A 25612-nucleotide genomic window follows, 5' to 3' on the forward strand; every position below is an offset into this window, starting at 1 on the left:
AGCTTACAGGATGGACGATTTGACGCGGGATGCAGAGAGTTTGCTGGCTAAAACGAATTTGTCGGACGGCGTCGACCGCCGCGATTTCCTGAAGGTGGCGCTGGGCACCGGCTTTGCCGCCGCCACGCTGCCGGTGATGGCGCAAAACGTCATCAAGACCGACACCGTCGGCCTGACCGCCGGCACCATTACGCTCAACGTCAACGGCCAGAACGTCCCGGTCTACCGCGCCCAGCCTGAAGGCAAGACCAACCTGCCGGTGATCCTGGTGATCTCCGAAATTTTCGGCGTCCACGAGCACATCGCCGACGTCGCCCGCCGCTTCGCCAAGCAAGGCTACCTGGCGCTGGCGCCGGACCTGTTCGTGCGCCAGGGCGACGCGACCAAGGTGGCGTCCATCGCCGAACTGCAGCGCGACATCATCGCCAAGACCCCGGACGAGCAGGTGCTGACCGACCTCGACGCCGTGGTCGCCTGGGCCAAGGCCAATGGCGGCAATGCCGACAAGATCGCCATCACGGGTTTCTGCTGGGGCGGCCGCATCACCTGGCTGTACGCGGCGCACAATCCGTCGATCAAGGCCGGCGTGGCCTGGTATGGCCGCCTGATGGGGGACACCAACGCCAACTTTCCCAGGCACCCGATCGATGTTGCTGGCACTCTGACGGTTCCCGTGCTGGGCCTGTATGGCGCCAAGGACACCGGCATCTCGCAGGAGTCGATCACCGTCATGAAAGCGGCGCTGGCCAAGGGGCCGAACAAGTCCACTTTCGTGATTTATCCGAACTCCGGCCACGCCTTCCACGCCGACTACCGCCCGAGCTACGTCGAGGCCGACGCCAAGGACGGCTGGGGCCGGACGCTGGCCTGGTTCAAGCAAAACGGCGTCATGTGAGCGGTTTTTAAGCAAAATCAGCAAAAAAGCATGCCGGGGAGTAAAATAACGCCCCGGCCTGCGCGGTAGCGCGCGCGGCTTCAGCACCAGAGGCTATAACATCGATCCCGTACTCATCTCCATCTTATTGGCAACCACACTGGCTGGCGTAGTGAGCATCACTGCGGCGGCCGTGTTCTCGTTTACCTTGCTGTCCAAGGTGGTCGAGCGCATGGTCAGCCTGTCGGTCGGCATCATGCTGTCGACGTCGCTGCTGCATGCCTTGCCGGAGGCGTTTGAATCGACCGCCAGCGCGCGCAGCCTGTTTGCCACCTTGCTGGGCGGGCTGCTGGCGTTCTTCCTGCTGGAAAAGCTGGCGATCCTGCGCCATTCGCATCACCACGAGGGCGACGGCCACCATCACCACCATGGCCACGACAAGCACGAGGCCGGCAAGGCCGGCTGGATGATCCTGGTCGGCGACGGCATGCACAACTTCACCGACGGCATTCTGATTGCGGCGGCGTTCCTGGCGAATCCGGAGCTGGGCCTGGTGACCGGCCTGGCCATCATCGCGCACGAAATTCCGCAGGAAATTGGCGACTTCATCGTGCTGCTGAACGCCGGCTTCTCGCGCACCCGCGCTTACGTGTACAACCTGTTGTGCAGTCTGCTGGCGATTGCCGGCGGCCTGCTGGGCTATTACACGCTGGACCGTGCCAGCAGCCTGATTCCCTATGTGCTGGTGTTTGCCTCGTCCGGCTTCATCTACATTGCCGTCAGCGACCTGATGCCGCAGATGCAGCGCCGCGCCACCATGCGCGAGACCGTGCCGCAAGTGCTGCTGATCGCCGCCGGCGTCGCCATCGTCGTCTTCCTGGTCGGCGGCCACCACTAAGCCTGACCTATCGTCACCGCACGAGTCATGTTAAAAATTCTTGGAAAAGCTTCTTCCATCAACGTGCGCAAGGTCTTGTGGACATGCGCCGAGCTTGGCATTGAGTTCGAGCGGGAGGATTGGGGCGCGGGATTTCAATCCACGGCGCAGGACAGTTTTCGTGCGCTCAATCCGAACGCGATGGTGCCTGTTATCGTCGATGGCGATTTCGTGCTGTGGGAATCGAATACGATCTGCCGCTACCTCTGCAACAAGACGAACGACGGGCGGCTGTTGCCGGTTGAGCCGCAGGCGCGTGCGCGTGTCGAACAGTGGATGGATTGGCAGGCTACCGAATTGAATAATGCCTGGCGCTATGCGTTCATGGCGCTGGTGCGCAATAGTCCCGCGCATCGCGATCCGGCGCAGATCGAAGCTGGTGTCGCGCACTGGAACCGGCACATCGGCATCCTTGATCATCATCTTGCGACCATCGGGCGCTATGCGGCTGGCGATCATTTCTCCCTGGCCGATGTGGTGCTCGGCCTGTCCGTTCACCGCTGGTTATCCACGCCGATGGAGCGGCCGCTGTATTCTGCAATTACCGGGTACTACGAGCGGTTGAGTGAAAGGCCTGCTTTCCATATCTTTTGCCGCAACGGCGAACCTTGAAAGAGAATTCGCTTGCGCAGCAGCCTTCACCCTGAGCCTGCGCCAGCTCAACTTGCCATCGTCTCCACCCGGAGTATGATGGCGGCATGAATTCCCGCCTCAAAAAACAAGCCGAAGCCTTGGCGGCCCTCTCCGCCGCAGACCGCGCTCGCCTCGAGCATTTGGCTGTTCTCGCACAACTTACTGCTGACGAAATCTGGCCTGAAGTCTGGCAATATGGTTTCGACGACGTTGAGCAAAGTATTCAAGCAGATATCGAGGGACAAGAAGACATCGCCGCAGGCAGAACAATATCGAATGAAGACGTAATGGCGCAGGCACTTCAGATTGTGGAAGCAAATGCGCGGCGCAAACGCAAAACCGGCTAGGCTGGTAATCAGTTGGTCAGCGAGAGCACAAAAATCGCTCGATCAAACGATCGGGCATGTCTATGCACAGGACACAAACACTGCCCGGTTGATCATCCAGCGATTGCAGAAAGCGCTCGACCTGATTGCTACGCAGCCTGCCATCGGTACGCCCACTAAAATCGCTGGTTTATATCGATTCCCGATACCGAAAACTGGTCATACGATTGAGTATCGGATTCATCAAACGAGTATTACGATCATGCGCTGGGCGCGGCACACCCGTAAATCTTAGTTGGGGCCGGTGGCGACTGGCCGCGTGGGGTCGCCGACCCATTCGCTCCACGAGCCGGGGTAGAGCGCGGCGCCTGGGAGGCCGGCGACTTCCAGGGCCAGCAGGTTGTGGCAGGCGGTGACGCCGGAGCCGCACTGCATGATGGCTTTCGATGGATCGGCAAACAGCGGCGCGAATTCGGCTTTCAGCTGCTCGGCGTTCTTGAAGCGGCCTTCGGCCGTCAGGTTGTCCTTGAAGAAGCGGTTCTTGGCGCCCGGGATATGGCCGCCCACCGGATCGATGGTTTCGTTCTCGCCGCGATAACGGTCGGCCGCGCGCGCGTCGACCACGGTGCGGCCCTGCATGTCGATGTTGGCCAGCACCTCATCCGCCGACACGGTGCTGACCAGCGACGAGCGCTCGCTGATCGCGCCCGGCGTGCGGCGCTCGGCATGCGTGACCAGCGGCAGGGCCTCGGCCTGCCAGGCCACCAGACCGCCATCCAGCACCGCGACCGCCGCATGGCCGACCCAGCGCAGCAGCCACCACAAGCGCGCCGCGAACATGCCGCCATGGGCATCGTAAGCCACCACCTGGGTGTCGTCGTCGATGCCCCAGCCGCGCAGGGTTTCGATGAACGCCGCCTTGCCCGGCAGCGGATGACGGCCGAGGAACTTGCCGTCCGCCCCGATCTTCGCGCCCGACAAATCCGTATCCACATTGGCAAACTGCGCGCTGGCGATATGGCCGATGGCAAAGCTGTCGAAGCCCGCGTTCGGATGCATCAGGTCGTGGCGGCAGTCAAGGATGACCCATTTCGGATCTTCCAGGTGCTGGGACAGGGTGGCGGCGTCGATCAGGGTCGTGTACATGAACTGGTTCCTTATACTTCGCTGGCGATGGGATCGGTATCGGCAATGGCCTTGCCGCGTGGCGTGCTGCGCGTATTGTAGAACGTTGCCGCCATCCCTGACGCGAGAATGATGCCGATGCCCGCCCAGCTATGCCAGTCGAACACGTCGCCGAAGATAAACACGCCCCAGACGCTGGAGAACACGATGCCGGTGTACTGCAAGTTCGCCACCACCAGCGTGTTGCCAAGGCGATAGGCGCGCGTCATGGCGATCTGCGCGCTGGTGGCGCACACGCCGATGGCCAGCAGCAGCAAGCCGCTGCGCACGCTGGAGATTGGATGCCATACCGGACCGTCGCTGCCGCCGGTCAGGAACACGCCGACGATGCCGGCGGCCAGGTTCATGACGGTGAAGTAGAACACCACCCGGTTTTCCGGCTCACCGGCCAGGCCCATTTTGCGCACCTGCATGTAGGCGGTGGCGGTAATCACGCTGGAACCCAGCGCAATCAGCGCCGGCGTCAGTTGATTGGCATTGAAAGCGGGGCGCAGCAGCAGCGTGACGCCGACAAAGCTCAGCCCCACCGCCACCATCAGCGGCCATTTGATGTCGCCCTTGGCGTGCCACCAGCCCATGGCGAACAGCCACACGGCGATCCAGATCGGCGACATGTAATTGAGGGTCATGGCGGTGGCCAGCGGCAGCTGGCCGATCGAGTAATACCACAGCCACAGCGAGGTGACGCCGATCAGGCCGCGCCAGACGTGGGCGCCCGGCATCGAGGTGCGGAAGGTTTCGCCGCGCAAGGTGACCAGGGCGCCGAGGGTGATCACGCCGACCACGCCCCGGTACATGACCAGCTCGGATGTTGAGAATTCTGCAGAAGCCAGCTTGACGCAGACGCCCATGACGGCAAACATAAAACTCGCAAACAACATCCAGAGTGACTGCATCGTGAAACCTTATAAATCCATTTTACGTTGGTACCACTCGTGGAAGTGTTGCATGCCGTCTTCCATCGGTGATTGATACGGCCCGCCGTCCGTCTCGCCGCGGTCCATGAGGACTTTGCGGCCGGCGTCCATGCGTCGGCCGATTTCGTCGTCTTCGATACAGGTTTCCATGTAGGCGGCGCGCTCGGCCTCGATGAACTCGCGCTCGAACAGCACGATTTCCTCGGGATAGTAGAACTCCACCACGTTCCTGGTGCGGTTCGGGCCTTCCGGCCACAGGGTCGAGACGATCAGCACGTGCGGATACCACTCGACCATGATGTTCGGGTACAGGGTCAGCCAGATGGCGCCGTACGGCGGCGGTTCGCCGCCACGGAACTTGAGCACCTGCTCCTGCCAGTGCTTGTAGATTTCCGAGCCGGACTTCTGCAGGCCCTTGTGCACGCCCACCGTCTGCACGCTGTACTCGCGGCCGAACTCCCAGCGCAGGTCGTCACAGGTGACGAAGCTGCCCAGTCCGGGGTGGAACGGCTCGACGTGGTAGTCCTCCAGGTAGACCTCGATGAAGGTCTTCCAGTTGTAGTCGCAGTGGTGGACTTCCACGTGGTCCAGCATGTAGCCGCTGAAATCCAGATCCTTGGTCACGGACAGCTGGTTCAGCTCTTCCATGACGTTGTAGCCGTTTTGCTCGAACAGCAGGCCGTTCCAGCTTTGCAGCTGGGTCTTCGGCAGGTTCAGGCAAGGCGTTTCCGGGAAGTGCGGCGCGCCGATCAACTCCCCCTTGAGGTCGTAGGTCCAGCGGTGCAGCGGGCAGACGATGTTGCTGGCGTTGCCGCGGCCATTGAACATCAGCGCCTGGCGGTGGCGGCAGACGTTGGACAGCAATTCGATGCCATTGGCGTTACGCACCAGCATGCGGCCTTCGTTTTCGGCGGCCAGTGTGGCGAAATCGCCAACATTTGGCACCATCAGCTCGTGGCCGACATAGCGCGGACCGGCCTTGAATAATTGCTGCATTTCACGCTGCAGTAGCGTTTCGTCAAAATAGACGTTGACCGGAAGTTGCGCGGTTGGCCGCGCTAGCTTGGCGTGGGTACCCAGATCGGACATCCAAACCCCCCTTAATATATACATCAAACCAAGAAGAGACAGAATCCGTAAAGACGACCCGCATTCAAATGCGTTGAGGTGGTATTTAGGACAGAACCGGCGATTATACCGTGTTTTGCGCGGTACAGACAGCCCAGCTTGCTCGCTTATTGTGCAAAACATTGCAATAACTGCATGCTCGACAGGGCAAATGAGGGCGATTGCGCTAAAATCCAGAGTCCGCGGTGTGCCTGGACGCTAATGTTCCACGGGATAAGGTGGTTTGTTCTAAAATATCGGGCTACACTGCGCTGGCCTGGCTGTGCCCAAGATAACTGATAACTATGTCTAAGAAATTAACTGCCGACGCGACCGCCGCCGCCCTCGCTCCCGCTTCGTTTGAAGAAGCGATGGCGGAACTGGCGCAACTGGTCGCACAGATGGAGGCGGGTCAACTGCCGCTGGAAGCTTCGGTGGCCGCCTATGCGCGCGGCTCGGAGCTGGTGAAGTTCTGCGCGGCCCAGCTGGAAAAAGTGGAATCCCAGGTCAAGGTGCTGGAAGGCGAGATGCTCAAGCCTTTCGTGGCCGTTGGCGAGGGCGAACAATGAGCGCCGCCTTCGACGACTGGATGAAAACCGTGCAGGCCGGATCGGAAAACGATTTATCCGGTTTCCTGCCGTCGTCCGACACCATTCCCGCCAAGCTGCACGAAGCGATGCGCTATGCGCTGCTGGGCGGCGGCAAGCGCGTGCGCCCGCTGCTGGTGTACGCGGCCGGCGCCCTGTTCGGCGCCGATGCGGCCACGTTGAGCCGCGCGGCGGCGGCGGTGGAAATGATCCACGCCTACTCGCTGGTGCACGACGACATGCCGTGCATGGACGACGACGCACTGCGCCGCGGCAAGCCGACGGTGCACGTGGCCTACGACGAAGCGACCGCGCTGCTGGTCGGCGACGCGCTGCAGTCGCAAGCCTTCCTGGTGCTGGCCGAGACCGCCACCGTGCCGCCGGCGCGCGTGGCGGCGATGCTGCGCCTGCTGGCCCATGCCTCCGGCTCGGCCGGCATGTGCGGCGGCCAGGCCATTGATCTCGATAGCGTCGGCGTCAGCCTGACGCTGGAACAGCTGGAGTGCATGCACCAGCTGAAAACCGGCGCCCTGCTGCGCGCGTCCGTGGTGCTGGGCGCCCTGGCCGGCAAGGAGCTGGACGACACGGAACTGAACGCGCTGAACATCTACGCGCGCGCCATCGGCCTGGCGTTCCAGGTGGTGGACGATGTGCTTGACGCGACGGCTGATTCGGCCACGCTGGGCAAAACCGCCGGCAAGGACGCCGCCGACAACAAACCGACCTACGTATCCATACTAGGTTTGGCGCCGTCGCGCGCACTGGCGGAAAAATTGCGGCTCGACGCGCATGCAGCGCTCGCGCCGTTTGGAGAAAAAGCTTTGCGATTACGCGAACTCGCGGACCTGATCGTGCAGCGGAAGGCATAAATGAACTTGCTCGAAAAAATAGAATCCCCGGCCGATGTACGCAAACTCTCGTACAGCCAACTGACGCCGCTGGCGCATGAACTGCGCGCCTACCTGCTCGATTCCGTGTCGAAGACCGGCGGCCACCTGTCGTCCAATCTCGGCACGGTGGAATTGACGGTGGCGCTGCACTACGTGTTCAACACGCCGCACGACCGCATCGTCTGGGACGTGGGCCACCAGACCTACTCGCACAAGATCCTGACCGGCCGCCGCGAGCGCATGCACACGCTGCGCCAGCTGAACGGCATCTCGGGCTTCCCGAAACGCGACGAAAGCGAATACGACACCTTCGGCACCGCGCACTCGTCGACCTCGATTTCGGCGGCGCTGGGCATGGCGCAGGCGGCCAAGATCAAGGGCGAGCATCGCCACGCCATCGCCGTCATCGGCGACGGTTCCATGACCGCCGGCATGGCGTTCGAGGCGCTGAACAACGCCGGCGTGCAGGACGACGTCAACCTGCTGGTGATCCTGAACGACAACGACATGTCGATCTCGCCGCCCGTCGGCGCGCTGAACCGCTATCTGGCGCGGCTGATGTCGGGACAGTTCTACGCCGCCGCCAAGAACGTCGGCAAATCGGTGCTGCCTGGCCCGGTGCTGGAGCTGGCCAAGAAGCTGGAAGAACATGCGAAGGGCATGGTGGTTCCGGCCACGATGTTCGAGGAATTCGGCTTCAACTACATCGGCCCGATCGACGGCCACGACCTGGAATCGCTGATCCCGACGCTGCAGAACATCAAGCAGTTGAAAGGCCCGCAGTTCCTGCACGTGGTGACCAAGAAGGGCCAGGGCTACAAGCTGGCCGAGGCCGAGCCTATCCTTTACCACGGCACCGGCAAGTTCAATCCGGCCGAAGGCATCAAGCCGGCGGTTGCGCCGTCGAAAAAAACCTACACCGAAGTATTCGGCGACTGGCTGTGCGACATGGCCGCCGCCGACAAGAAGCTGGTCGGCATCACGCCGGCCATGCGCGAAGGTTCGGGCATGGTGCGCTTCGACCAGGAATATCCTGACCGTTACTTCGACGTCGGCATCGCCGAGCAGCACTCGGTGACCTTCGGCGCCGGCCTGGCCTGCGAAGGCCTGAAACCGGTGGTGGCGATCTACTCGACCTTCCTGCAACGCGGCTACGATCAGCTGATCCACGACGTGGCGCTGCAAAACCTGGACGTGACCTTTGCGCTGGACCGCGCGGGCCTGGTGGGCGCCGACGGCGCCACCCATGCCGGCAACTACGACATGGCCTACCTGCGCTGCATTCCGAACATGGTGGTGATGGCCGCATCGGACGAAAACGAATGCCGCCAGATGCTGACCACCGGCTACCACTACAACGGTCCGGCCGCGATACGCTATCCACGCGGCGCCGGCATCGGCGCGGTGATCAAGCCGGAACTGACGTCGATTGAAATCGGCAAGGGCGAAATCAAGCGCAGCGGCCAGAAGATCGCCATCCTGGCCTTCGGCTCGATGGTGGCGCCGTCCGTGGCCGCCGGCGAAACGCTGAACGCCACCGTGGCCAATATGCGCTTCGTCAAGCCGCTGGACGTGGAACTGGTCAAGCAGCTGGCCGCCGATCACGATTACTTCGTGACGGTGGAAGAGGGCTGCATCATGGGCGGCGCCGGCGCCGCCGTGGCGGAAGCGCTGGCCGCCGCAGGCCTCGCCAAGCCGATGCTGATGCTTGGCCTGCCGGACAAGTTCATCGACCATGGCGACCCGGTCAAGCTGCTGGCCAGCGTTGGCCTGGATGCCGCCGGCATCACCGCGTCGATCAAGCAGCGTTACCTGAGCGACGAACCGCGCCTGGTCGTCAATAACGGCTGATCACCTCCGCCACGGCGGCGGCCATCGCTTCGTATCCGGCGTCGCCCGGATGCAGGTGGTCGCCGCTGTCGTAACGCGGCAGCATGCGCGACGGGTGGTCCGGGTCGCGCAGCAGCGCATCCATATCGGCCACCGCGTCGAATTCCTGACTCTCCCTGATCCATCGATTGACCTGCCGGCGTAGTGCGTCCTTGGCGGGCGTGTAATAGCCTTCGATGGCCGTGCCTTCGAACGGCGGCAGCGTGGCGCCGATGATGCGCACCTTGCGCGCGTGCGCCTGCGCGATCAGCTGGCGGTAGACGGCGATGATGCGCTCCGCCGTCATCGGCGCTTCCTGCGGCGCGAACACGCTTTGCGGCCAGCCGATATCGTTAATCCCCATCAGCACCACTGCCGTTTGCACGCCGGGCTGCGCCAGCACGTCCTGCTCGAAGCGCGCGGCGGCGTTGACGCCCATGCGGTCGCCCAGCAGCCGCGCGCCCGAGATGCCGGCGTTGACGACGCCGACTCCGACGTCAACGCTAGGGCCAGGGCCAGGGCCAGGGCCAGGGCCAGGGCCAGGGCCAGCGCCTGCGTCGACACCAATGCTGAGGCGCGCGGCCAGATAATCCGGCCAGCGCCGGTCGCGGTCCGGCGTCGAGCCATTGCCGTCCGTGATCGAGTCGCCAAACGCCGCCACAGCCTGGGTTGGCTCCGCCGCATCCACCCAGATCCCGCTCAACAGCGCACGCCCATGCAGCGCTTGCGCCGTCTGCCACGTCACCGCGCCGGCCTGATTGCCTTCCACGATGGCGCCGGTCTGCTGCGCGCCCCAGTGAAAAGTCGCCAACGCTGTGCGCTCCGGCAGATACACGCTGACAGCCAGCTTCTCCAGCGCCGCCACCGGCATCTCCAAAGCGTCGCTCACCAAGGGCGCACCGGACGGAATGGCGACGCCACGCTGTCCGCCAAAAGTCAGCAAGCGTCCGGCCTCGCCGTCGCGCGCCAGCCGTGCCTCGCCGATCACCAGCGGCTGCGTGCTGTAGCGGTTCGACAGCACCACCCGCACACGCCGCCCGCCAACGCTGATGCGCGCCGTTTCGCGCACGGTTTGCCGCTCCAGCGCAGCGGGAACGCCCGTCGGCAGCGCAAATTCCTGTTCGCCCCATGCCGCATGCGGGCTGGCCTGCCAGGTCGCGACCCAGTTATCCGCCGCAAGCAGTGGCCCGGCAATGACTGCGCATAGCGCGCCAGCGATAAATCTCTTCATGATTGCTCTCCTGTCGAAAAGCTCACGATAGGTCATTCCAATTGAGCGCAGAAGACGTATAAATTGACTATACTTCATTCAATTATGGAATGAGGTCGCATGGACACTATCCGATCGCTACGCTGTTTTGTCCGCGCCGTGGAACTGGGCAGCCTGTCCGCCGTCGCGCGCGAAGAGGGAACGACGCAGCCGACCATCAGCAAACTGATGGCGGGCCTGGAACGCGACCTCGGCGTGCGCTTGCTGGAGCGCAGCACCACCAGCCTGCAGCCGACGCCGCAGGGACGCCGCTTCTACCAGCGCGCGCTGGCCGTGCTGGCCGAGTACCAGGATGCCGTGGCCGAGGCGCGCGGCCAGACCGAAACGCCGGCCGGCCTGATACGCCTGAACGCGCCGGCCGCCTTCGGCCAGTTCCGCCTGAATGGTTTGCTGGCACCGTTCCTGGCGCAATATCCGCAGGTGGACATCGAACTGATACTCGACGACCGCATGGTCGATCTGGTCAAGGAAGGCGTGGACATCGCCGTCCGCCAGGGACGCCAGCTGCCGCCGGACGCCATCGCCAGGCTGGCCGGCACCTCGCCGCGCCAATTGGTGGCCGCGCCGTCCTACCTGAAAGCGCGCGGCAAACCGAAGCAGCCGCAGGATCTGGCGCGGCACGACTACATCCGCTTCGCCTGGCTGGTCGATGCCGATCTGCTCACATTGCACAATGGTGAACGCACCGAAACCGTCCAGACGCGTGGCCGCTACCGCGTCAACCATGCGCTGGCGATCCGCGAGAGTCTGGCGGCCGGCGGCGGTATCGGCCTGTGTCCCCTGTGGCTGGTGCAGGATCTGCTCAATGACGGCGCCTTGGTGCGCGTGCTGCCCGCGTGGCATGGACAACCGCAGCCGCTGCATCTGCTGTCGCCATCGCGCCGCTACCAGCCGTTGCGCGCACGCCTGCTGCTGGATTATCTGGCGGCGCAGATCGCACTGCTACCTGGATACAACGCTTCCTGAAATTTTCTTGCCTATGGCGCAGGCTGTCCTATATTGATATAAACAGTTTATATCAGGGACTGGCATGAAGCTGATTACCGCAGGCTTGATGTTGTTGGCGATAGCGCTGCCGGCCGCCTCGCAGGTGCCGGAATCCGGCCGTGTGCAGGAACTGGTCTTCAGCGCCGCCGAAGTCGATGCGAGCATGGAGGAGCGCTACATCGACCGTACAGTGGATCTGGCCGCCGACGGCAAACTCGATGAGGACCGCGCGCTGCTGGCGCGCCTGCGCTACATCAGCGCCGAGTTGATACGTGTGGCTATCGAATTGAAACCAGAGGCCGCGCAGTGGCAATGGGAAGTACACACCACCAGCGATGTCGACGTGGATGCCCTGTGTCTGGCCGGCGGCAAGATTCTGGTCGGCAGCGCCTTCGTGCACAGGCTGGCGCTGACCGATGGCGAACTGGCGACGCTGCTGGCGCACGAAGTGGCGCATGCGGTGGCCGAGCATCACCGCGAAACCTTCTCCGAGGCGATGCTGCTGAACCGCTTTCCGGCCGTGCCGCTGGAAGTGGTGATGGCGCGGCTGGACAGCGACCTGTCGCTGCAAATCCGCCTGTCGAAACTATCCAGCCTGCAGGAATCCGAGGCCGATCATCTCGGTATGGTGCTGGCCCACCGCGCCGGCTGGGCGGCGGACGACATGGTCAGCTTCTACCGCAAGCTGGCCGATGGCGAGCAGACGGCGCTGCTCTCCGGCGCCTATCCCGCCAACGCTTCGCGCCTCAGCATGGCGCAGGGGATGGCGCGGCTGTTCGGCGATTAGCCGCGTTTGCGTTCGTGCTGCCACAGCACGTCGCTGCCGCCGGCGTAGCGGTTCAACACGCGCGACAGCACAAACAGCAGGTCCGACAGGCGGTTCACGTACTGGCGCGGATGTTCGTGGATGGTCTCCGCCTTGCCCAGCGTGACAATGGCGCGTTCAGCGCGACGGCAGACGGTGCGGCACACATGCGCCTGCGACGCGGCGCGCGAGCCGGCCGGCAGGATGAATTCCGTCAGCGGCGGCAGCGTGGCGTTGTACTTGGCCAGCAGCGTATCCAGCCGCTCGACGTGCGCTTCCTTGATCATCTGATAGCCGGGAATGCACAACTCGCCGCCCAGGTCGAACAGATCGTGCTGGATCGTGACCAGCTCGTCGCGCAGATCGGCCGGCATCTCCTCGCACAGCAGCAGGCCCAGATGCGAATTCAATTCGTCCACTTCGCCGATGGCGGTGATGCGCACGCTATCCTTGTCCGTGCGGCTGCCGTCGCCCAGACCGGTCGTGCCGCCGTCACCGGTACGCGTAGCAATTTTAGAGAGTCGGTTGCCCATAATATTCAGTCCTTGATGGCGATGCACCGAAGAATACAACAAATGGGCTTACAATCGTGGCTCCATCTGTGTTTTCAGGTGCATGACCATGAACACTGTTTCCGATCTTGTCTCCCGGCGTGCGCAGGTTGCTGCGGCGTTGCAGCATGTGCTGCCGCAGCGCGCTGTGCTGTCGGCTCCGGAGGATACGCGTCCTTATGAATGCGATGGTCTGGCGGCATATCGGCAGCTGCCGATGATCGTCGTGCTGCCCGATACCGAGGCGCAGATTGTTGCGGTGCTCAAGGTGTGCCGCGACCTGAACGTGCCCATCGTGCCGCGTGGCGCGGGCACCGGTTTGTCCGGCGGTGCGATGCCGATTGCCGACGGCGTGGTGCTGTCGACCGCGCGCCTGAACCGCATCGTGCGCATGGACGCTTATTCGCGGACGGCGGTGGTGCAGCCGGGCGTGCGTAACCTGGCGATCTCGGAAGCGGCGGCGCAGCATGGCTTGTACTACGCTCCCGATCCGTCGTCGCAGATCGCCTGCACCATCGGCGGCAATGTGGCGGAAAATTCCGGTGGCGTGCATTGCCTGAAGTACGGCCTGACCGTGCACAACGTGCTGCGCGTGCGCGTGGTGACCATCGACGGCGACGTGGTGGAATTGGGCAGCGAGGCGCTCGATGCGCCGGGACTGGACCTGCTGTCGGTGTTTATCGGCTCCGAGGGCATGCTGGGCATCGTCACCGAAGTGACGGTCAAGCTGGTGCCCAAGCCGGCCACCGCGCGCGTGATCATGGCGTCGTTCGATGAAGTGGTGAAGGGCTGCCATGCGGTGGAGGCGCTGATCGCGGCGGGCATCATTCCCGCTGGCCTGGAGATGATGGACCAGACGTCTTCGCGCATGGTGGAGCCGTTCGTCAAGGCCGGCTACGACACCGATGCTGCCGCCATCCTGCTGTGCGAAGCCGACGGCACCATCGAGGAAGTGGAAGAGGAAATCGCCCGCATGTCGGCGGTGCTGAACCAGGCCGGCGCCAGCGCGATCGCGGTCTCGCAGTCGGAGGCGGAGCGGCTGAAGTTCTGGTCCGGCCGCAAAAACGCCTTTCCCGCCGCCGGCCGCATCTCGCCGGATTACTACTGCATGGACGGCACCATTCCACGCAAGCGGCTGGGCGAGGTGCTGGCGGGGATCGCTGCGATGGAGATCAAGTACGGCCTGCGCTGCGCGAACGTATTCCACGCGGGCGACGGCAATCTGCATCCGCTGATCCTGTTCAACGCGAATATTCCGGACGAGTTCCAGCGCGCCGAAGCCTTCGGCGCCGAGATCCTGGCGCTGTGCGTGGAGGTCGGCGGCACCATCACCGGCGAACATGGCGTGGGCATCGAGAAGATCGATTCGATGTGCGTGCAGTTTGCGCCGGCGGAGCTGGAGGCGTTCTTCTCCGTCAAGCGCAGCTTCGACCCGCATGGCCTGCTCAATCCCGACAAGGCGATCCCCACGCTGCACCGCTGCGCCGAATTCGGCAAGATGCGCGTCAGCGGTGGCGTGCTGCCGTTCGCCCACCTCCCGCGATTCTGATCATGACTGTCTACGACGATTTCGCCGCCCGTATCCGCACCGCGAAGGCGCCGCTGCGCCTGCGTGGCGGCGGCACCAAGGACTGGTACGGCCAGGCGCTGGCGGGCGAGGTGCTGGACACGCGCATCAACAGCGGCATCATTTCCTACGAGCCGACGGAACTGGTGATTACCGCGCGCTGCGGCACGCCGCTGGCGGAGATTGAAGCGCTGCTGGCGCAGCACAATCAGATGCTGGCGTTCGAGCCGCCGCGCTTCGGTCCCGAATCGACCATTGGCGGCGTGGTGGCCAGTGCGCTGTCCGGCCCGCGCCGCGCCAGCGCCGGAGCGGTGCGCGACTTCGTGCTCGGCGTGGTGCTGATGGATGGACGCGGCGAGGTGTTGCGCTTCGGCGGGCAGGTGATGAAGAACGTCGCCGGCTATGACGTCTCGCGCCTGCTGGCAGGCTCACTGGGTACGCTGGGCCTGATACTGGAAGTGTCTTTGAAGGTGCTGCCGGTGCCGCTGCGCGAAGCGAGCCTGCGCTTTAACATGAACGAGATCGATGCGCTGGCGCGCCTGAACGAATGGGCCGGCCAGCCGTTGCCGATATCGGCCAGCTGCTGGCATCAGGATGTGTTGACCTTGCGCCTGTCCGGCGCGGATGCGGCGGTGGAGGCGGCACAGCGCAAGCTGGGCGGGCAGGCGCTGGATGGCGCCGAGGCTTACTGGGCCTCGCTGCGCGATCAGACGCACGCGTATTTCAGCGGCGGTACGTTGTGGCGCATGTCGGTGCCGTCGCATGCCAGCGCGATCATCCTGCGTGGCGAACAGCTGATCGAGTGGGGCGGTGCGCAGCGCTGGCTCAAGGTGGATGATGCTGCCGACGCCGACAGCATACGCCGCACCGTTGCGGCGTCAGGCGGGCATGCGACGCTGTTCCGCGGCGGTGATAAAGCCGCTGGCGTGTTCCATCCGCTGGCGCCGGCGGTGGCGAAAATCCATGAGCGCCTGAAGCAGTCCTTTGATCCTGCCGGCATCTTCAACCCTGGGCGCATGTACTGAACTATGCAAACCAATCTCGCTGACTTCATCAAGAACACGCGCGAAGGCGAAGAGGCCGAAGCGATCCTGCGCGCGTGCGTACATTGCGGCTTTTGCACCGCCACCTGCCCGACCTATCAGCTGCTGGGCGACGAGCTGGATGGGCCGCGCGGGCGCATTTATCTGATCAAGCAGGTGCTGGAGGGCGAGGCGGTGACGGCCAAGACGCAGCTTCATCTGGACCGCTGCCTTACCTGCCGCAACTGCGAGACGACCTGTCCATCCGGGGTGAGGTACGGGCGCTTGATCGATATTGGCCGCAAGGTGGTGGAAGAGCGCGTGCAGCGTCCGCTGGGGCAGCGTGTCAAGCGCAAGGTGCTGGTGGAGGGACTGTCGCGCAAGGCGGTCTTCAAGACGGCTTTGCAGGCGGGGCAGATATTCCGTCCGCTGCTGTCGCCGGCGATGCAGGACAAGGTGCCGCATCGGCAGGATGCGGGTGTGTGGCCAACGCGCGAACATGCGCGCAAGATGCTGGTGCTGGAGGGCTGCGCGCAGCCGGGCATGGCGCCGAATATCAATGCCGCGACGGCGCGCGTGCTCGATGCGCTGGGCGTGCAGCTGATCGTCGCGGCCAAGGCGGGATGCTGCGGCGCGCTGCGGCATCATATGAACCATCAGGAGGCGGCGCTGGACGACATGCGCCGTAATATCGATGCGTGGTGGCCGCATGTGCAGGGCAGCGCGGCGCCGGGCGCGGGCGGCGCGGCGGACGGCGGCGCGGCGGTCGAGGCGATCGTCATGACGGCGTCCGGCTGCGGCGTCACGGTCAAGGAGTACGGCCATCTGCTGGCGCACGATCCCGAATATGCCGGCAAGGCCGCGCGCATTTCGATGCTGACGCGCGACCTGAGCGAGATCATGCCGGAATTCGAGGCCGAGCTTGCGCAGCGCGTCAAGACTGGCGAAGCAGGGCGCGTGGCGTATCACCCTCCCTGCACGCTGCAACACGGCCAGCAGATACGCGGCAAGGTTGAAGGCGTGCTGCGCGCCGCCGGCATCGACGTGGTGCTGTGCGCCGACAGCCACCTGTGCTGCGGCTCGGCCGGCAGCTATTCTCTGCTGCAACCGGAGCTCTCGCTGCAACTGCGCGACCGCAAGCTGGCCAACCTGGAAAACACCGGCGCACAGACCATCGTATCCGCCAACGTCGGCTGCAGCGCGCATCTGCAATCCGGCACCGAAACGCCGGTGATGCACTGGATCGAACTGCTGGACCGCGCCTTAAATTAACGCCAGCTGCGAGGTGCCGCCGGCCGGGGTGCCGTGCAGGCTGAGGATGGGCGGCAGGCTGGCGGCGGCTTGCCACACCTTGGCGGTATCGAAGCTGGCCACCCACGACAGCACCTCGTCTGCCGGCATCGGCCGCGCCACGCCGTAGCCCTGCACCAGATCGCAGCCCAGGCGCATCAGCATCGCGCCATGTTCGATGGTCTCGACACCTTCCGCAATCACACCCAGGCCGAACGAACGCGCCAGCCCGATCACCGCGCTGACCAGGTGCAGGTCGTCGCGGTCCACCAGCATGTTGCGCACGAAGCTCTGGTCGATCTTCAGGATGTCGGCCGGCAGCCGCTTCAGGTAGGACATCGATGAATAACCGGTGCCGAAATCATCCAGCGCAAAACTGATGCCCAGCGCCTGGCAGTCCAGCATGATGCTGCGCACGTGGCTGATATCGCTCAACGCCGATGACTCCAATATCTCCAGCTCCAGCATATGCGGCGGCACTTCCGGGAACTCCGCCAGGATCATCTTCAAGCGCTCGACGAAATCATGGCGCTGGAAATGGCGTGCAGCGATGTTCACGCTGATCACCCAGTCGGTATCGAACGCGCGCCAGGATTGCAACTGGCGCAGCGCCTCGCGCAGCACCCACTCGCCGATATCGACGATGACGTCGGTGTGCTCGACGATCGGCAGAAAATCCATCGGGCCGACGATGCCGCGCAACGGATGGTTCCAGCGCAGCAGCGCCTCCATGCCGACGATGCGGCCCTTGCGCATGTCCAGCTTGGGCTGGTAGTACAGCACCAGCTCATTGGCGCGCACCGCCGCGCGCACTTCGGTGCGGCGGTTGTGGTGGGTGCGTACCTGTTCGTCGAGATCGGCGTCGAAGAAGTGATGGCGGTTGCGGCCCGTGATCTTGGCCTGGTACAGCGCCTGGTCCGCATGCCGCAGCAGGCTGTCCGCGCTGAGGTCATTGCCGGTATAGACCGCGATGCCCACGCTGGCCGACATGCTGACCGCCTTGCCGCTGCAAACGTAGTCGCGCGCCAGTGCGGCCATCAGCTTGCTCATCGCGTACTCGATGGCGGCGCGGTCGCTCAGTTCCGGCAGCAGCAGCACGAACTCATCGCCGCCGAGGCGCGCCACGTAGTGACGCTGGCCGGCAAAGTCGTGCAGGCGGCTGGCAACCTGCTTGAGAATTTCGTCGCCGACGGCCTGGCCCATGGTCTGGTTCACATGCTGGAAGTGATCCAGGTCGAACAGGCATACCGCCAGCAGGTAGTTGTGCTCGCGTGCGCGCTCCACTTCCTGCTCGAAGCGCTGTGCCAGCGCGGTGCGGTTGGGCAGGCCGGTGAGGATGTCGTGATTGCTCTGCCACGAAATCTGCTGCATCAGCTGGCGGCGTTCGGTCACGTCGCGGAACACCAGCACCGAACCTTGCACCTCGCCCTGCGGCGTGCGGATGGCGTTGGCGGTGTACTCCACGGTGCAGGTCTGGCCCATGCGGTTGCGCAGGTTCTGGTTGCCCACCTTGACTACTTCGCCGCCGGCGTAAATCGCCTTCATCGCCTTCAGCAGCGAGTGCTGGCCGAAATTATTCGACAGCACGAACACCTGGTGCAGCTCCATGCCGCGCGCACGTGACTCCGGCCAGCCGGTCAGCTGCTGCGCCACTTCGTTGATGGTGTCGATCTTGCCGTGCAAATCGGTGGTGATGACGGCGTCGCCGATGGAGGCCAGCGTCACCTCGATGCGGTCCTTTTCGACCTGCAACTGCTTCTGCGCCAGCAGGGTGCGCGTCAGCTGCGCGCTCAGGTTGTTCTGGCTTTGCTGCAGCTTGTGCACCAGCGCCTGCACGCGCTGCGCCATGTTGTTGAAGGTGGAGGCCAGCATGCGCGCTTCCAGCGTGCCTTGCACCGGCAGGCGCACATCGTGGTCGCCGCCCTGGAAGCGGTTGGTGGCGTCGGCCAGGCGCGCCAGCATGCGCTTGTTGGCGAGGATGATGATGCCCAGCAGCGTGTAGATGACGATGACGTTGATCGCCGAGATCACCGCCTGCTGGTAGATGCTGCGCCACACGTCGTTGAGCGCGCGCACCGGTTCAAAATCCAGCACCAGCGTGGCGCCGTCGAGGATGACCGTGCGGCTGGCGCGGGCCAGCGGACTGAATCGCACAAACCAGCGCGGATATTGCGGCTCGGCCTGCGGACTGCGCAGCGCTTCCAGATGGCCGCCGGCATAGTCCAGCCGCGCCGCGCTCAAGTCGCCGTTGAGCAGCAGGGCGCCCGACAGCGTGTTGTCCAGCGCGGCGCGATCCGATATGGCGAGCGCCGGCTGCAGCGTCTTGCGTAAATGCGCAGTCACTTCGCCGGCCTCGCGTTGATAGCGGGCGTTGGCGTTGGTGGTTTCGGACTCCAGCATCAGGTGATAGCGCAAGCCCACCACCGTCGCGATCATCAGCAGGATGGGCACGAACAGCCTGGAGTACATCCCCATCCGCAGCCAGTAAGACAGAATTTTTCCCATTAAGGACATAGGCGACTGATTCGACAGGAAGCGAAATCCAATATTACCGAAAAGTTAAGCTTTGCGCCTGTTTTGGAAAACGTTTTCGTCATTGTGTTGTCGGAATCACTCAGCCAGCAGTTTTTCGATGTCGGCAATCAGCTCTTCCGGCTTGGTGGCCGGCGCGTAGCGGTTGTAGACGGTGCCGTCCTTGCGGATCAGAAATTTCGTGAAGTTCCACTTGATGGCCTGGGTGCCGAGGATGCCGGGGGCGTCCTTCTTCAGCTTTTGGAACAGTGGGTGGGCATGGTCGCCGTTGACGTCGATCTTGGCGAACAGCGGGAAGGTGACGCCGTAGTTCTTTTCGCAGAAGGCGCCGATTTCCTCGGCCTGACCCGGCTCCTGCGCGCCGAACTGGTTGCACGGGAAGCCCAGCACTTCCACGCCCTTGTCCTTGAACTGCTGGTACACCGCCTCCAGCCCCTTGTACTGCGGCGTGAAGCCGCACTTGCTGGCGGTGTTGACGATCAGGAGCACCTTGCCCTTGTACTGGCCGAGGTTGACCGGCTGGCCGGACAGGCTGTCGGCGCTGATGTCGAAGATCGTGCTCATTAGATGATTCCCAAATGTTCGGTGCCGGCCGACAGGTCGCGGTTCTTCGCGGCCTTGCCTTCCAGCTTGATGGTCAGGCGCAGGTCGTTGACGGAGTCGGCGTTGCGCAGCGCGTCCTCGTAGGTGATCAGGTCGGCCTCGTGCAGCTCGAACAGCGACTGGTCGAAAGTCTGCATGCCGAGCTCGCGCGACTTCTTCATCAGCTCCTTGATCTCGTGCACCTGGCCCTTGAAGATCAGGTCCGAGATCAGCGGCGAGTTGAGCATGATCTCGATGGCCACCGCGCGGCCCTTGGATTCCTTGCGTGGAATCAGGCGCTGCGAAATCATGCCCTTCAGGTTCAGCGACAGGTCCATCAGCAGCTGCTGGCGGCGTTCCTCGGGGAAGAAGTTGATGATGCGGTCGAGCGCCTGGTTGGCGCTGTTGGCGTGCAGCGTGGCCAGGCACAGGTGGCCGGTCTCGGCGAAGGCGATGGCGTGGTCCATGGTTTCGCGGTCGCGGATCTCGCCGATCTGGATCACGTCCGGCGCCTGGCGCAGCGTGTTCTTCAGCGCCACGGCCCAGTCGTCGGTGTCGACGCCGACTTCGCGCTGGGTGACGATGCAGTTTTTGTGCGGGTGGACGAATTCGACCGGATCTTCGATGGTGATGATGTGGCCGTAGCTGTTCTCGTTGCGGTAGCCGACCATGGCGGCCAGCGTGGTCGATTTGCCGGAGCCGGTGGCGCCGACCATGATCACCAGGCCGCGCTTGGACATCACCACGTCCTTCAGCACGTCCGGCAGGCCGAGGTCTTCCAGCTTGGGGATGTCGGAGTTGATGGTCCGCAGCACCATGCCCACCGCGCCCATCTGCACGAAGGCGGAGACGCGGAAGCGGCCGATGTCGCCGGGGCTGATGGCGAAGTTGGCTTCCTTGGTCAGCTCGAAGCCGGCGGCCTGCTTGTCGTTCATGATGGAACGGGCCAGGTCGAGCGTGTGGGCGGCGGTCAGCGCCTGCGCCGACACCGGCGTCATCTTGCCGTCGATCTTGACGGCCGGCGGAAAGCCGGCGGTGATGAACAGGTCCGAGCCTTTCTTGGCCAGCATCAGGCGCAGCAAGTCGAACATGAATTTTGAGGCCTGATCGCGTTCCATAATCTTCTTTCAAGACGGGGTCAGGTCCCTCATTTCTACACGGTCTCTGCTGTAGCCACGGCTACAGCAGAGACCGTGTAGAAATGAGGGACCTGACCCCGGAGTTTAACCGGGGAAATTGTCGGGCGACTTGGCGGCGTTGCGGGCGGCGGCGGCGCTGATGATGTTGCGGCGGACCAGGTCGGTGAGGTTCTGGTCCAGCGTCTGCATGCCGACGCCGCTGCCGGTCTGGATCGCCGAATACATCTGCGCCACTTTGGCTTCGCGGATCAAGTTGCGGATGGCCGGCGTCGCCACCATGATTTCGTGCGCAGCCACGCGGCCGGCGCCGTCCTTGGTTTTCAGCAGCGTCTGCGAAATCACGGCCTGCAGCGATTCCGACAGCATGGCCCGCACCATTTCCTTTTCATCGGCCGGGAACACGTCGACGATACGGTCGATGGTCTTGGCCGCCGACGAGGTGTGCAGCGTGCCGAACACCAGGTGGCCGGTCTCCGCCGCCGACAAGGCCAGGCGGATGGTTTCCAGGTCGCGCAGCTCGCCGACCAGGATGCAGTCCGGATCTTCGCGCAGGGCCGAGCGCAGCGCGTTGTTGAACGACAGCGTGTGCGGTCCCACTTCGCGCTGGTTGATCAGGCATTTCTTGGATTCGTGGACGAACTCGATCGGGTCCTCGATCGTCAGGATGTGGCCGTACTCGTTTTCGTTGAGGTGGTTGACCATGGCCGCCAGCGTGGTCGACTTGCCGGAGCCGGTCGGGCCGGTCACCAGCACCAGGCCGCGCGGCTTGAGCGCGAACTCGGCGAAGATCTTCGGCGCGTTCAGTTCTTCCAGGCTCAGGATCTTGGACGGAATCGTCCGCAGCACCGCCGAGGCGCCCCGTTCCTGGTTGTAGGCATTGACGCGGAAGCGCGCCAGGCCGGGAATCGCGAACGAGAAGTCGACCTCCAGCATCTCTTCATACGCCTTGCGCTGGCCGTCGTTCATGATGTCATAGATCATGCCGTGCACGTCCTTGTGCTCCAGCGGCGGCAGGTTGATGCGGCGCACGTCGCCGTGCACCCGTATCATCGGCGGCAGCCCGGCCGACAGGTGCAAGTCCGAAGCCTTGTTCTTGACGGAGAATGCGAGAAGTTCGGAGATGTCCATTTATAATCCCTGTGCCCAGACGTTGATGTGGCCAATTTAACGCTTTTTACTCGATGATTATGTCCCCGATCCGCCAGAACTTGCAAGCCATCACCACCACAATTGTTGCCGCTGCCCAAGAATCAGGCAGGCAGCCGGCGTCGGTGCAGCTGCTGGCGGTGTCCAAGACCTTCGGCCCGGAGGCGGTGCTGGAGGCGGTGGCGGCCGGCCAGCGCGCGTTTGGCGAGAACTATCTGCAGGAGGGCCTGGACAAGATCCGCGCCGTGCAGGAGGCCGGGGCGCCGGCGCTGGAGTGGCATTTCATCGGCCCGATCCAGAGCAACAAGACGCGCCCCATCGCGGAGCACTTCGCCTGGGTGCACACGGTCGAGCGCGAAAAGATCGCGCAGCGGCTGTCCGAGCAGCGGCCGGCCGGCATGGCGCCGCTGCAGATCTGCCTGCAAGTGAACATCAGCGGCGAAGCCAGCAAGAGCGGCGTCGCCCCGAATGAACTGGCGGCGCTGGCCCACAAGGTCGCGGCGCTGCCCAACCTGACCCTGCGCGGCCTGATGGCGATCCCCGAGCCGGCCGACGATTTCGACCAGCAGCGCGCGGCCTTCGCGCAGCTGCGGACCTTATATGAACAACTGCGCGCGGACGGGCTGGCGCTCGATACGCTGTCGATGGGCATGTCGGCCGACATGCGGGCGGCGATTGTCGAAGGCGCCACCATCGTGCGCGTCGGCAGCGCCATCTTCGGCGCGCGCAACTATGACAAGGCTTGAGACATGAAGATAGCATTTATCGGCGGCGGCAATATGGCGGCGGCCCTGATCGCGGGACTGGCCAACAAACTGACCGACGGCGCCAACATCCACGTGGCCGACCCGAACGCCGAGGCGCTGGCGCGGCTGCACAAGCAGTACGGCGTGACCACCTCGGCGGCGGCCGATGCGGCGCTGTCCGCCGCTGACGTCATCGTGCTGGCGGTCAAGCCGCAAAGCATGCGCGAGGTGGCGGCGCAGGTGCTGCCGTTTATCGACAAGGCGAAGCAGCCGCTGATCGTCTCGATCGCGGCCGGCATCCGCAGCGCCGACCTGTCGCGCTGGCTGGGCGGCTACGGCGCCATCGTGCGCTGCATGCCGAACACGCCGGCGCTGATCGGCATGGGCATCACCGGCATGGTGGCGATGGCCGGCGTCAGCGCCGGGCAGACCAAGGCTGCCGACGACATCCTACGCGCCGTCGGTCCGACCGTGTGGCTGGACGACGAAAGCAAGATCGACGCGGTGACGGCGGTCTCCGGCAGCGGCCCGGCCTATGTGTTCTACTTCATTGAAGCGATGCAGCAGGCGGCCGAGGAAATGGGCTTGAGCGCGGAGCAGGGCAAGCAACTGACGCTGGCCACCTTCACCGGCGCGGCCCAGCTGGCGCAACAGTCGAGCGAACCGGTAGCGCTGCTGCGCGAGCGCGTCACCTCGAAAGGCGGCACCACCTACGCCGCGCTGACCAGCATGCAAGGCAGCGACGTCAAGGCCGCCATCGTCACCGCCATGAAGGCCGCCGCCGCGCGCGGCAAGGAACTCGGCGACGAGCTGGGCGCCGCCGGCTAAGGCGCCGCGGTTATTCCGTTACGACTTCGCTGGCGATGTCCGCCAGCGTGATCGACGCCATGCGCGTTCGCATCGTCGCTTCCGCTTCTTCCATCACGCCGCGCAATGCGGTGTTGCTGGCCTGTTCGACAGGGCAGCCCGGATGATCCTGCGCGCAGGCGATGGCGAATAGCTCCGGCTCGTCCAGCGCGCTGTAAATATCGAGCACGGTCAGGTCGGCCAGTGGCCGCAGTATCTGCCAGCCGCCGCCGTGTCCGCCTTCCGACGCCACATAGCCGCGTGCCTTCAGGCCCGCCATCGTGCGCCTCACCACCACCGGATTGGTGTCCAGCATCTGCGCGATCGTGTCGGAGGTGGCGCGGCCGCCGCGCAGTGACATGTGGATCAGCACATGCAGCATGCGGCCTAGTTTGCTGTCTTTCTTCATTGTTATCGTGTAACTCTATATGTTGCGCAAGTGCGCTCAAGCGTGTATCGTAACACTCATTGTTACGCATGAGGATCGATATGAGTGCCCTACAACATCGTTTGATCGCGGCAAACGGCATCCAGATGCATGTCGCCGAGCAGGGCAGCGGCCCTGCAGTCTTGTTCTGCCATGGTTTTCTCGAAACCTGGTATGCGTGGCGTCACCAGTTGCCGGCGTTGGCTGACGCTGGCTTTCGCGCGATCGCTCCTGACATGCGCGGCTATGGCCAAACGGACCGGCCTGCCGGCGCCGGTCAATACTCGGTGTGGCATCTGGTCGGCGACATGGTCGGCTTGCTGGATGCGCTGGAAATCGAGCGCGCCATCATCGTGGGTAACGACTGGGGCGCGACGGTGGCATGGCAGGCGGCGCTGTTGCGGCCGGATCGTTTCCACGCGGTGGCGGCGTTTGGCGTGCCGTTGATGGGCCGTGCGCCGATGCCGCCGTCGCAGCTGTTTCCGCAGAATGAGCAGGCGCTGTTTTATACCTTGTATCTGCAGCAGCAGGACGGGCCGCAGGCCGAACTGGAGCGCGATGTGCGCGGGACGCTCGGCAAGCTGTTGCTGGCCGCATCGGCCGACGGCGCAGTTAATCCGTTCAGCATGGTCGCGCGCCAGTCAGGCATGTTGGCGCCGCTGCCGTCCGTTGCGCTGCCGGACTGGCTCAGCGAGGCGGACTTGCAGGTCTATGTGGATGCCTATGCGCGCAGTGGTTTCGGCGGCGCGCTGAACTACTATCGCAATCTGGATCGCAACTGGGAATTGCAGGCGGCGTTGAGCGGCATGCAGCTAGCCGTACCGGCGCTGTTCATGGCTGGCGAACGCGATCCCGGCCTGCAGATGCCGGGCATGCGCGACATCATCGACGCGATGCCCCAACTGGCGCCTGGCCTGGTGCGCAGCGAACTGGTCGCCGATTGCGGCCACTGGATACAGCAGGAACAGCCAGCGCTGGTGAATGCGGCGCTGGTGGCGTTCGCCAACAGCGTCGAGGCAAAAACTATCGGCGCGAAATGAGCGTGCCGATGACCAGGCCGATGGCGGCGCCGATGCCGACGGCGCGCCATGGATTGTCCTGCACGTAGACGTTGACGGTGTCGGCCGCTTCGCGGCTGTGGGCGATGATGCTGTCTTCCAGCTTGCGCAGGTCGCTCTTGGCGGTGCGCAGCGTGTCGTCGAAGCGGGTGCGCGCTTCGGAGGCGACCGCGCTGACTTCGCCGGCGCTGTCGGCCAGCCATTTTTCCGCTTCGTTGATGGTGTGGTTCAGCTCGCCCATCAGGCGCTCGCGGGCGTTGCTGCTGGCGCTCTGGCTGTCGGCGATATCGCTGTTCTGTTTGCTTTGATCCATGGTGTT

Annotated in this window: 27 protein-coding genes; 16 read left to right on the top strand and 11 right to left on the bottom strand. The window is 64.0% G+C overall.

Features of this window, described 5'->3' with window-relative positions; genetic code table 11:
- Window positions 1-10 precede the first annotated feature (10 nt).
- From GJ695_RS14300 to GJ695_RS30645, 5 genes are all read left to right on the top strand, one after another.
- Window positions 11-895: a dienelactone hydrolase family protein gene (locus GJ695_RS14300; RefSeq protein ID WP_154365782.1), complete on the top strand. Its 885-nt coding sequence runs from the start codon at window positions 11-13 to the stop codon at window positions 893-895.
- Between the two features lie 172 nt (window positions 896-1067).
- The gene (locus GJ695_RS14305) at window positions 1068-1772 is read left to right on the top strand and encodes a ZIP family metal transporter (protein WP_166455224.1); all 705 of its coding nucleotides are present in this window, start codon (window positions 1068-1070) and stop codon (window positions 1770-1772) included.
- Window positions 1773-1799: 27 nt separating this feature from the next.
- Window positions 1800-2423, top strand: a complete 624-nt coding sequence (locus GJ695_RS14310; protein ID WP_154365786.1) for a glutathione S-transferase family protein — start codon at window positions 1800-1802, stop codon at window positions 2421-2423.
- An 86-nt stretch (window positions 2424-2509) separates the two neighbouring features.
- Window positions 2510-2791 (top strand): hypothetical protein, encoded by a 282-nt coding sequence (locus GJ695_RS14315; protein WP_154365787.1) that lies wholly within the window; start codon window positions 2510-2512, stop codon window positions 2789-2791.
- The gene (locus tag GJ695_RS30645) at window positions 2763-3065 is read left to right on the top strand and encodes a type II toxin-antitoxin system RelE/ParE family toxin (RefSeq protein ID WP_154365790.1); all 303 of its coding nucleotides are present in this window, start codon (window positions 2763-2765) and stop codon (window positions 3063-3065) included. The genes GJ695_RS14315 and GJ695_RS30645 overlap by 29 nt, the downstream gene beginning before the upstream one ends.
- Here the strand turns inward: GJ695_RS30645 and GJ695_RS14325 are convergent.
- Genes GJ695_RS14325 through GJ695_RS14335 form a run of 3 tightly spaced genes read right to left on the bottom strand, consistent with a single transcriptional unit; the run spans window position 3062 to window position 5961 of the window.
- Window positions 3062-3916: a sulfurtransferase gene (locus GJ695_RS14325; protein ID WP_154365792.1), complete on the bottom strand. Its 855-nt coding sequence runs from the start codon at window positions 3914-3916 to the stop codon at window positions 3062-3064. The genes GJ695_RS30645 and GJ695_RS14325 overlap by 4 nt on opposite strands.
- Before the next feature lie 11 nt (window positions 3917-3927).
- Window positions 3928-4851 carry a DMT family transporter gene (locus tag GJ695_RS14330; protein WP_154365793.1) on the bottom strand — a complete coding sequence of 308 codons (924 nt, stop codon included), beginning with the start codon at window positions 4849-4851 and terminating at the stop codon, window positions 3928-3930.
- 9 nt (window positions 4852-4860) lie between these two features.
- A complete protein-coding gene (locus GJ695_RS14335) occupies window positions 4861-5961 on the bottom strand; it encodes an aromatic ring-hydroxylating oxygenase subunit alpha (protein WP_154365795.1) in 1101 nt (366 codons plus the stop codon).
- A 323-nt stretch (window positions 5962-6284) separates the two neighbouring features.
- Here GJ695_RS14335 and GJ695_RS14340 point away from each other — a divergent pair, with 323 nt between their 5' ends.
- From GJ695_RS14340 to dxs, 3 genes are read left to right on the top strand one after another with little or no spacing between them, the layout of a single operon-like run.
- On the top strand, window positions 6285-6548 hold the full coding sequence (locus GJ695_RS14340) for an exodeoxyribonuclease VII small subunit (protein ID WP_154365797.1): 264 nt from the start codon (window positions 6285-6287) through the stop codon (window positions 6546-6548).
- Window positions 6545-7435: a polyprenyl synthetase family protein gene (locus tag GJ695_RS14345; protein ID WP_154365799.1), complete on the top strand. Its 891-nt coding sequence runs from the start codon at window positions 6545-6547 to the stop codon at window positions 7433-7435. Before GJ695_RS14340 ends, GJ695_RS14345 begins: the two co-directional genes overlap by 4 nt.
- Window positions 7436-9307, top strand: coding sequence for a 1-deoxy-D-xylulose-5-phosphate synthase (gene dxs, locus GJ695_RS14350; RefSeq protein ID WP_154365801.1), 1872 nt, complete (start codon window positions 7436-7438; stop codon window positions 9305-9307).
- Here dxs and GJ695_RS14355 read toward each other — a convergent pair.
- The gene (locus GJ695_RS14355) at window positions 9294-10556 is read right to left on the bottom strand and encodes an SGNH/GDSL hydrolase family protein (RefSeq protein ID WP_208023423.1); all 1263 of its coding nucleotides are present in this window, start codon (window positions 10554-10556) and stop codon (window positions 9294-9296) included. The genes dxs and GJ695_RS14355 overlap by 14 nt on opposite strands.
- A 99-nt stretch (window positions 10557-10655) precedes the next feature.
- Here GJ695_RS14355 and GJ695_RS14360 point away from each other — a divergent pair, with 99 nt between their 5' ends.
- Together GJ695_RS14360 and GJ695_RS14365 are read left to right on the top strand one after the other, a co-directional pair.
- Window positions 10656-11561, top strand: coding sequence for a LysR family transcriptional regulator (locus tag GJ695_RS14360; RefSeq protein WP_154365805.1), 906 nt, complete (start codon window positions 10656-10658; stop codon window positions 11559-11561).
- Window positions 11562-11625: 64 nt separating this feature from the next.
- Window positions 11626-12369, top strand: coding sequence for a M48 family metalloprotease (locus tag GJ695_RS14365; RefSeq protein ID WP_154365806.1), 744 nt, complete (start codon window positions 11626-11628; stop codon window positions 12367-12369).
- Here the strand turns inward: GJ695_RS14365 and GJ695_RS14370 are convergent.
- Window positions 12366-12920 (bottom strand): cob(I)yrinic acid a,c-diamide adenosyltransferase, encoded by a 555-nt coding sequence (locus GJ695_RS14370; protein ID WP_154365809.1) that lies wholly within the window; start codon window positions 12918-12920, stop codon window positions 12366-12368. The genes GJ695_RS14365 and GJ695_RS14370 overlap by 4 nt on opposite strands.
- 88 nt (window positions 12921-13008) lie before the next feature.
- Between GJ695_RS14370 and GJ695_RS14375 the strand changes: the two genes are divergently transcribed.
- From GJ695_RS14375 to glcF, 3 genes are read left to right on the top strand one after another with little or no spacing between them, the layout of a single operon-like run.
- A complete protein-coding gene (locus GJ695_RS14375) occupies window positions 13009-14487 on the top strand; it encodes an FAD-linked oxidase C-terminal domain-containing protein (RefSeq protein ID WP_154365810.1) in 1479 nt (492 codons plus the stop codon).
- A gap of 2 nt (window positions 14488-14489) precedes the next feature.
- Complete coding sequence (gene glcE / locus GJ695_RS14380) at window positions 14490-15530, top strand: glycolate oxidase subunit GlcE (RefSeq protein WP_154365812.1); 1041 nt, start codon at window positions 14490-14492, stop codon at window positions 15528-15530.
- A gap of 3 nt (window positions 15531-15533) precedes the next feature.
- Complete coding sequence (glcF, locus tag GJ695_RS14385) at window positions 15534-16799, top strand: glycolate oxidase subunit GlcF (RefSeq protein ID WP_154365814.1); 1266 nt, start codon at window positions 15534-15536, stop codon at window positions 16797-16799.
- Here glcF and GJ695_RS14390 read toward each other — a convergent pair.
- From GJ695_RS14390 to GJ695_RS14405, 4 genes are all read right to left on the bottom strand, one after another.
- Complete coding sequence (locus tag GJ695_RS14390; RefSeq protein WP_229260528.1) at window positions 16791-19286, bottom strand: EAL domain-containing protein; 2496 nt, start codon at window positions 19284-19286, stop codon at window positions 16791-16793. The genes glcF and GJ695_RS14390 overlap by 9 nt on opposite strands.
- Window positions 19287-19427: 141 nt before the next feature.
- Window positions 19428-19913, bottom strand: coding sequence for a glutathione peroxidase (locus GJ695_RS14395; protein WP_154356620.1), 486 nt, complete (start codon window positions 19911-19913; stop codon window positions 19428-19430).
- A complete protein-coding gene (locus GJ695_RS14400) occupies window positions 19913-21049 on the bottom strand; it encodes a PilT/PilU family type 4a pilus ATPase (protein WP_154365818.1) in 1137 nt (378 codons plus the stop codon). The genes GJ695_RS14395 and GJ695_RS14400 overlap by 1 nt, the downstream gene beginning before the upstream one ends.
- Before the next feature lie 105 nt (window positions 21050-21154).
- A complete protein-coding gene (locus GJ695_RS14405; protein WP_154356618.1) occupies window positions 21155-22198 on the bottom strand; it encodes a type IV pilus twitching motility protein PilT in 1044 nt (347 codons plus the stop codon).
- 59 nt (window positions 22199-22257) lie between these two features.
- Here GJ695_RS14405 and GJ695_RS14410 point away from each other — a divergent pair, with 59 nt between their 5' ends.
- Together GJ695_RS14410 and proC are read left to right on the top strand one after the other, a co-directional pair.
- Window positions 22258-22962, top strand: coding sequence for a YggS family pyridoxal phosphate-dependent enzyme (locus GJ695_RS14410; protein WP_154365820.1), 705 nt, complete (start codon window positions 22258-22260; stop codon window positions 22960-22962).
- Window positions 22963-22965: 3 nt separating this feature from the next.
- Window positions 22966-23790, top strand: coding sequence for a pyrroline-5-carboxylate reductase (proC, locus tag GJ695_RS14415; RefSeq protein ID WP_154365822.1), 825 nt, complete (start codon window positions 22966-22968; stop codon window positions 23788-23790).
- Between the two features lie 10 nt (window positions 23791-23800).
- Here the strand turns inward: proC and GJ695_RS14420 are convergent, their stop codons facing one another.
- Window positions 23801-24217 (bottom strand): Rrf2 family transcriptional regulator, encoded by a 417-nt coding sequence (locus tag GJ695_RS14420; RefSeq protein ID WP_154356615.1) that lies wholly within the window; start codon window positions 24215-24217, stop codon window positions 23801-23803.
- A gap of 80 nt (window positions 24218-24297) precedes the next feature.
- Between GJ695_RS14420 and GJ695_RS14425 the strand changes: the two genes are divergently transcribed.
- A complete protein-coding gene (locus GJ695_RS14425; RefSeq protein ID WP_154365824.1) occupies window positions 24298-25275 on the top strand; it encodes an alpha/beta fold hydrolase in 978 nt (325 codons plus the stop codon).
- On the opposite strand, the gene GJ695_RS14430 is transcribed toward GJ695_RS14425, so the two are convergent.
- The gene (locus GJ695_RS14430) at window positions 25259-25606 is read right to left on the bottom strand and encodes an ElaB/YgaM/YqjD family protein (protein WP_154365826.1); all 348 of its coding nucleotides are present in this window, start codon (window positions 25604-25606) and stop codon (window positions 25259-25261) included. The two genes, GJ695_RS14425 and GJ695_RS14430, sit on opposite strands and share 17 nt — an antisense overlap.
- Between the last annotated feature and the right edge of the window lie 6 nt (window positions 25607-25612).

This window comes from Duganella alba (genome assembly GCF_009674495.1).
Taxonomy (GTDB): domain Bacteria; phylum Pseudomonadota; class Gammaproteobacteria; order Burkholderiales; family Burkholderiaceae_D; genus Rugamonas; species Rugamonas alba.

Excerpts from the sequence above, each read along its gene's own strand:
- GJ695_RS14300 (WP_154365782.1), top strand. The coding sequence starts at position 11 with ATGGACGATTTGACGCGGGATGCAGAGAGTTTGCTGGCTAAAACGAAT.
- GJ695_RS14310 (WP_154365786.1), top strand. The coding sequence starts at position 1,800 with ATGTTAAAAATTCTTGGAAAAGCTTCTTCCATCAACGTGCGCAAGGTC.
- GJ695_RS14315 (WP_154365787.1), top strand. The coding sequence starts at position 2,510 with ATGAATTCCCGCCTCAAAAAACAAGCCGAAGCCTTGGCGGCCCTCTCC.
- GJ695_RS30645 (WP_154365790.1), top strand. The coding sequence starts at position 2,763 with ATGCGCGGCGCAAACGCAAAACCGGCTAGGCTGGTAATCAGTTGGTCA.
- GJ695_RS14325 (WP_154365792.1), bottom strand. The coding sequence starts at position 3,916 with ATGTACACGACCCTGATCGACGCCGCCACCCTGTCCCAGCACCTGGAA.
- GJ695_RS14330 (WP_154365793.1), bottom strand. The coding sequence starts at position 4,851 with ATGCAGTCACTCTGGATGTTGTTTGCGAGTTTTATGTTTGCCGTCATG.
- GJ695_RS14335 (WP_154365795.1), bottom strand. The coding sequence starts at position 5,961 with ATGTCCGATCTGGGTACCCACGCCAAGCTAGCGCGGCCAACCGCGCAA.
- GJ695_RS14340 (WP_154365797.1), top strand. The coding sequence starts at position 6,285 with ATGTCTAAGAAATTAACTGCCGACGCGACCGCCGCCGCCCTCGCTCCC.
- GJ695_RS14345 (WP_154365799.1), top strand. The coding sequence starts at position 6,545 with ATGAGCGCCGCCTTCGACGACTGGATGAAAACCGTGCAGGCCGGATCG.
- dxs (WP_154365801.1), top strand. The coding sequence starts at position 7,436 with ATGAACTTGCTCGAAAAAATAGAATCCCCGGCCGATGTACGCAAACTC.
- GJ695_RS14355 (WP_208023423.1), bottom strand. The coding sequence starts at position 10,556 with ATGAAGAGATTTATCGCTGGCGCGCTATGCGCAGTCATTGCCGGGCCA.
- GJ695_RS14360 (WP_154365805.1), top strand. The coding sequence starts at position 10,656 with ATGGACACTATCCGATCGCTACGCTGTTTTGTCCGCGCCGTGGAACTG.
- GJ695_RS14365 (WP_154365806.1), top strand. The coding sequence starts at position 11,626 with ATGAAGCTGATTACCGCAGGCTTGATGTTGTTGGCGATAGCGCTGCCG.
- GJ695_RS14370 (WP_154365809.1), bottom strand. The coding sequence starts at position 12,920 with ATGGGCAACCGACTCTCTAAAATTGCTACGCGTACCGGTGACGGCGGC.
- GJ695_RS14375 (WP_154365810.1), top strand. The coding sequence starts at position 13,009 with ATGAACACTGTTTCCGATCTTGTCTCCCGGCGTGCGCAGGTTGCTGCG.
- glcE (WP_154365812.1), top strand. The coding sequence starts at position 14,490 with ATGACTGTCTACGACGATTTCGCCGCCCGTATCCGCACCGCGAAGGCG.
- glcF (WP_154365814.1), top strand. The coding sequence starts at position 15,534 with ATGCAAACCAATCTCGCTGACTTCATCAAGAACACGCGCGAAGGCGAA.
- GJ695_RS14390 (WP_229260528.1), bottom strand. The coding sequence starts at position 19,286 with ATGTACTCCAGGCTGTTCGTGCCCATCCTGCTGATGATCGCGACGGTG.
- GJ695_RS14395 (WP_154356620.1), bottom strand. The coding sequence starts at position 19,913 with ATGAGCACGATCTTCGACATCAGCGCCGACAGCCTGTCCGGCCAGCCG.
- GJ695_RS14400 (WP_154365818.1), bottom strand. The coding sequence starts at position 21,049 with ATGGAACGCGATCAGGCCTCAAAATTCATGTTCGACTTGCTGCGCCTG.
- GJ695_RS14405 (WP_154356618.1), bottom strand. The coding sequence starts at position 22,198 with ATGGACATCTCCGAACTTCTCGCATTCTCCGTCAAGAACAAGGCTTCG.
- GJ695_RS14410 (WP_154365820.1), top strand. The coding sequence starts at position 22,258 with ATGTCCCCGATCCGCCAGAACTTGCAAGCCATCACCACCACAATTGTT.
- proC (WP_154365822.1), top strand. The coding sequence starts at position 22,966 with ATGAAGATAGCATTTATCGGCGGCGGCAATATGGCGGCGGCCCTGATC.
- GJ695_RS14420 (WP_154356615.1), bottom strand. The coding sequence starts at position 24,217 with ATGAAGAAAGACAGCAAACTAGGCCGCATGCTGCATGTGCTGATCCAC.
- GJ695_RS14425 (WP_154365824.1), top strand. The coding sequence starts at position 24,298 with ATGAGTGCCCTACAACATCGTTTGATCGCGGCAAACGGCATCCAGATG.
- GJ695_RS14430 (WP_154365826.1), bottom strand. The coding sequence starts at position 25,606 with ATGGATCAAAGCAAACAGAACAGCGATATCGCCGACAGCCAGAGCGCC.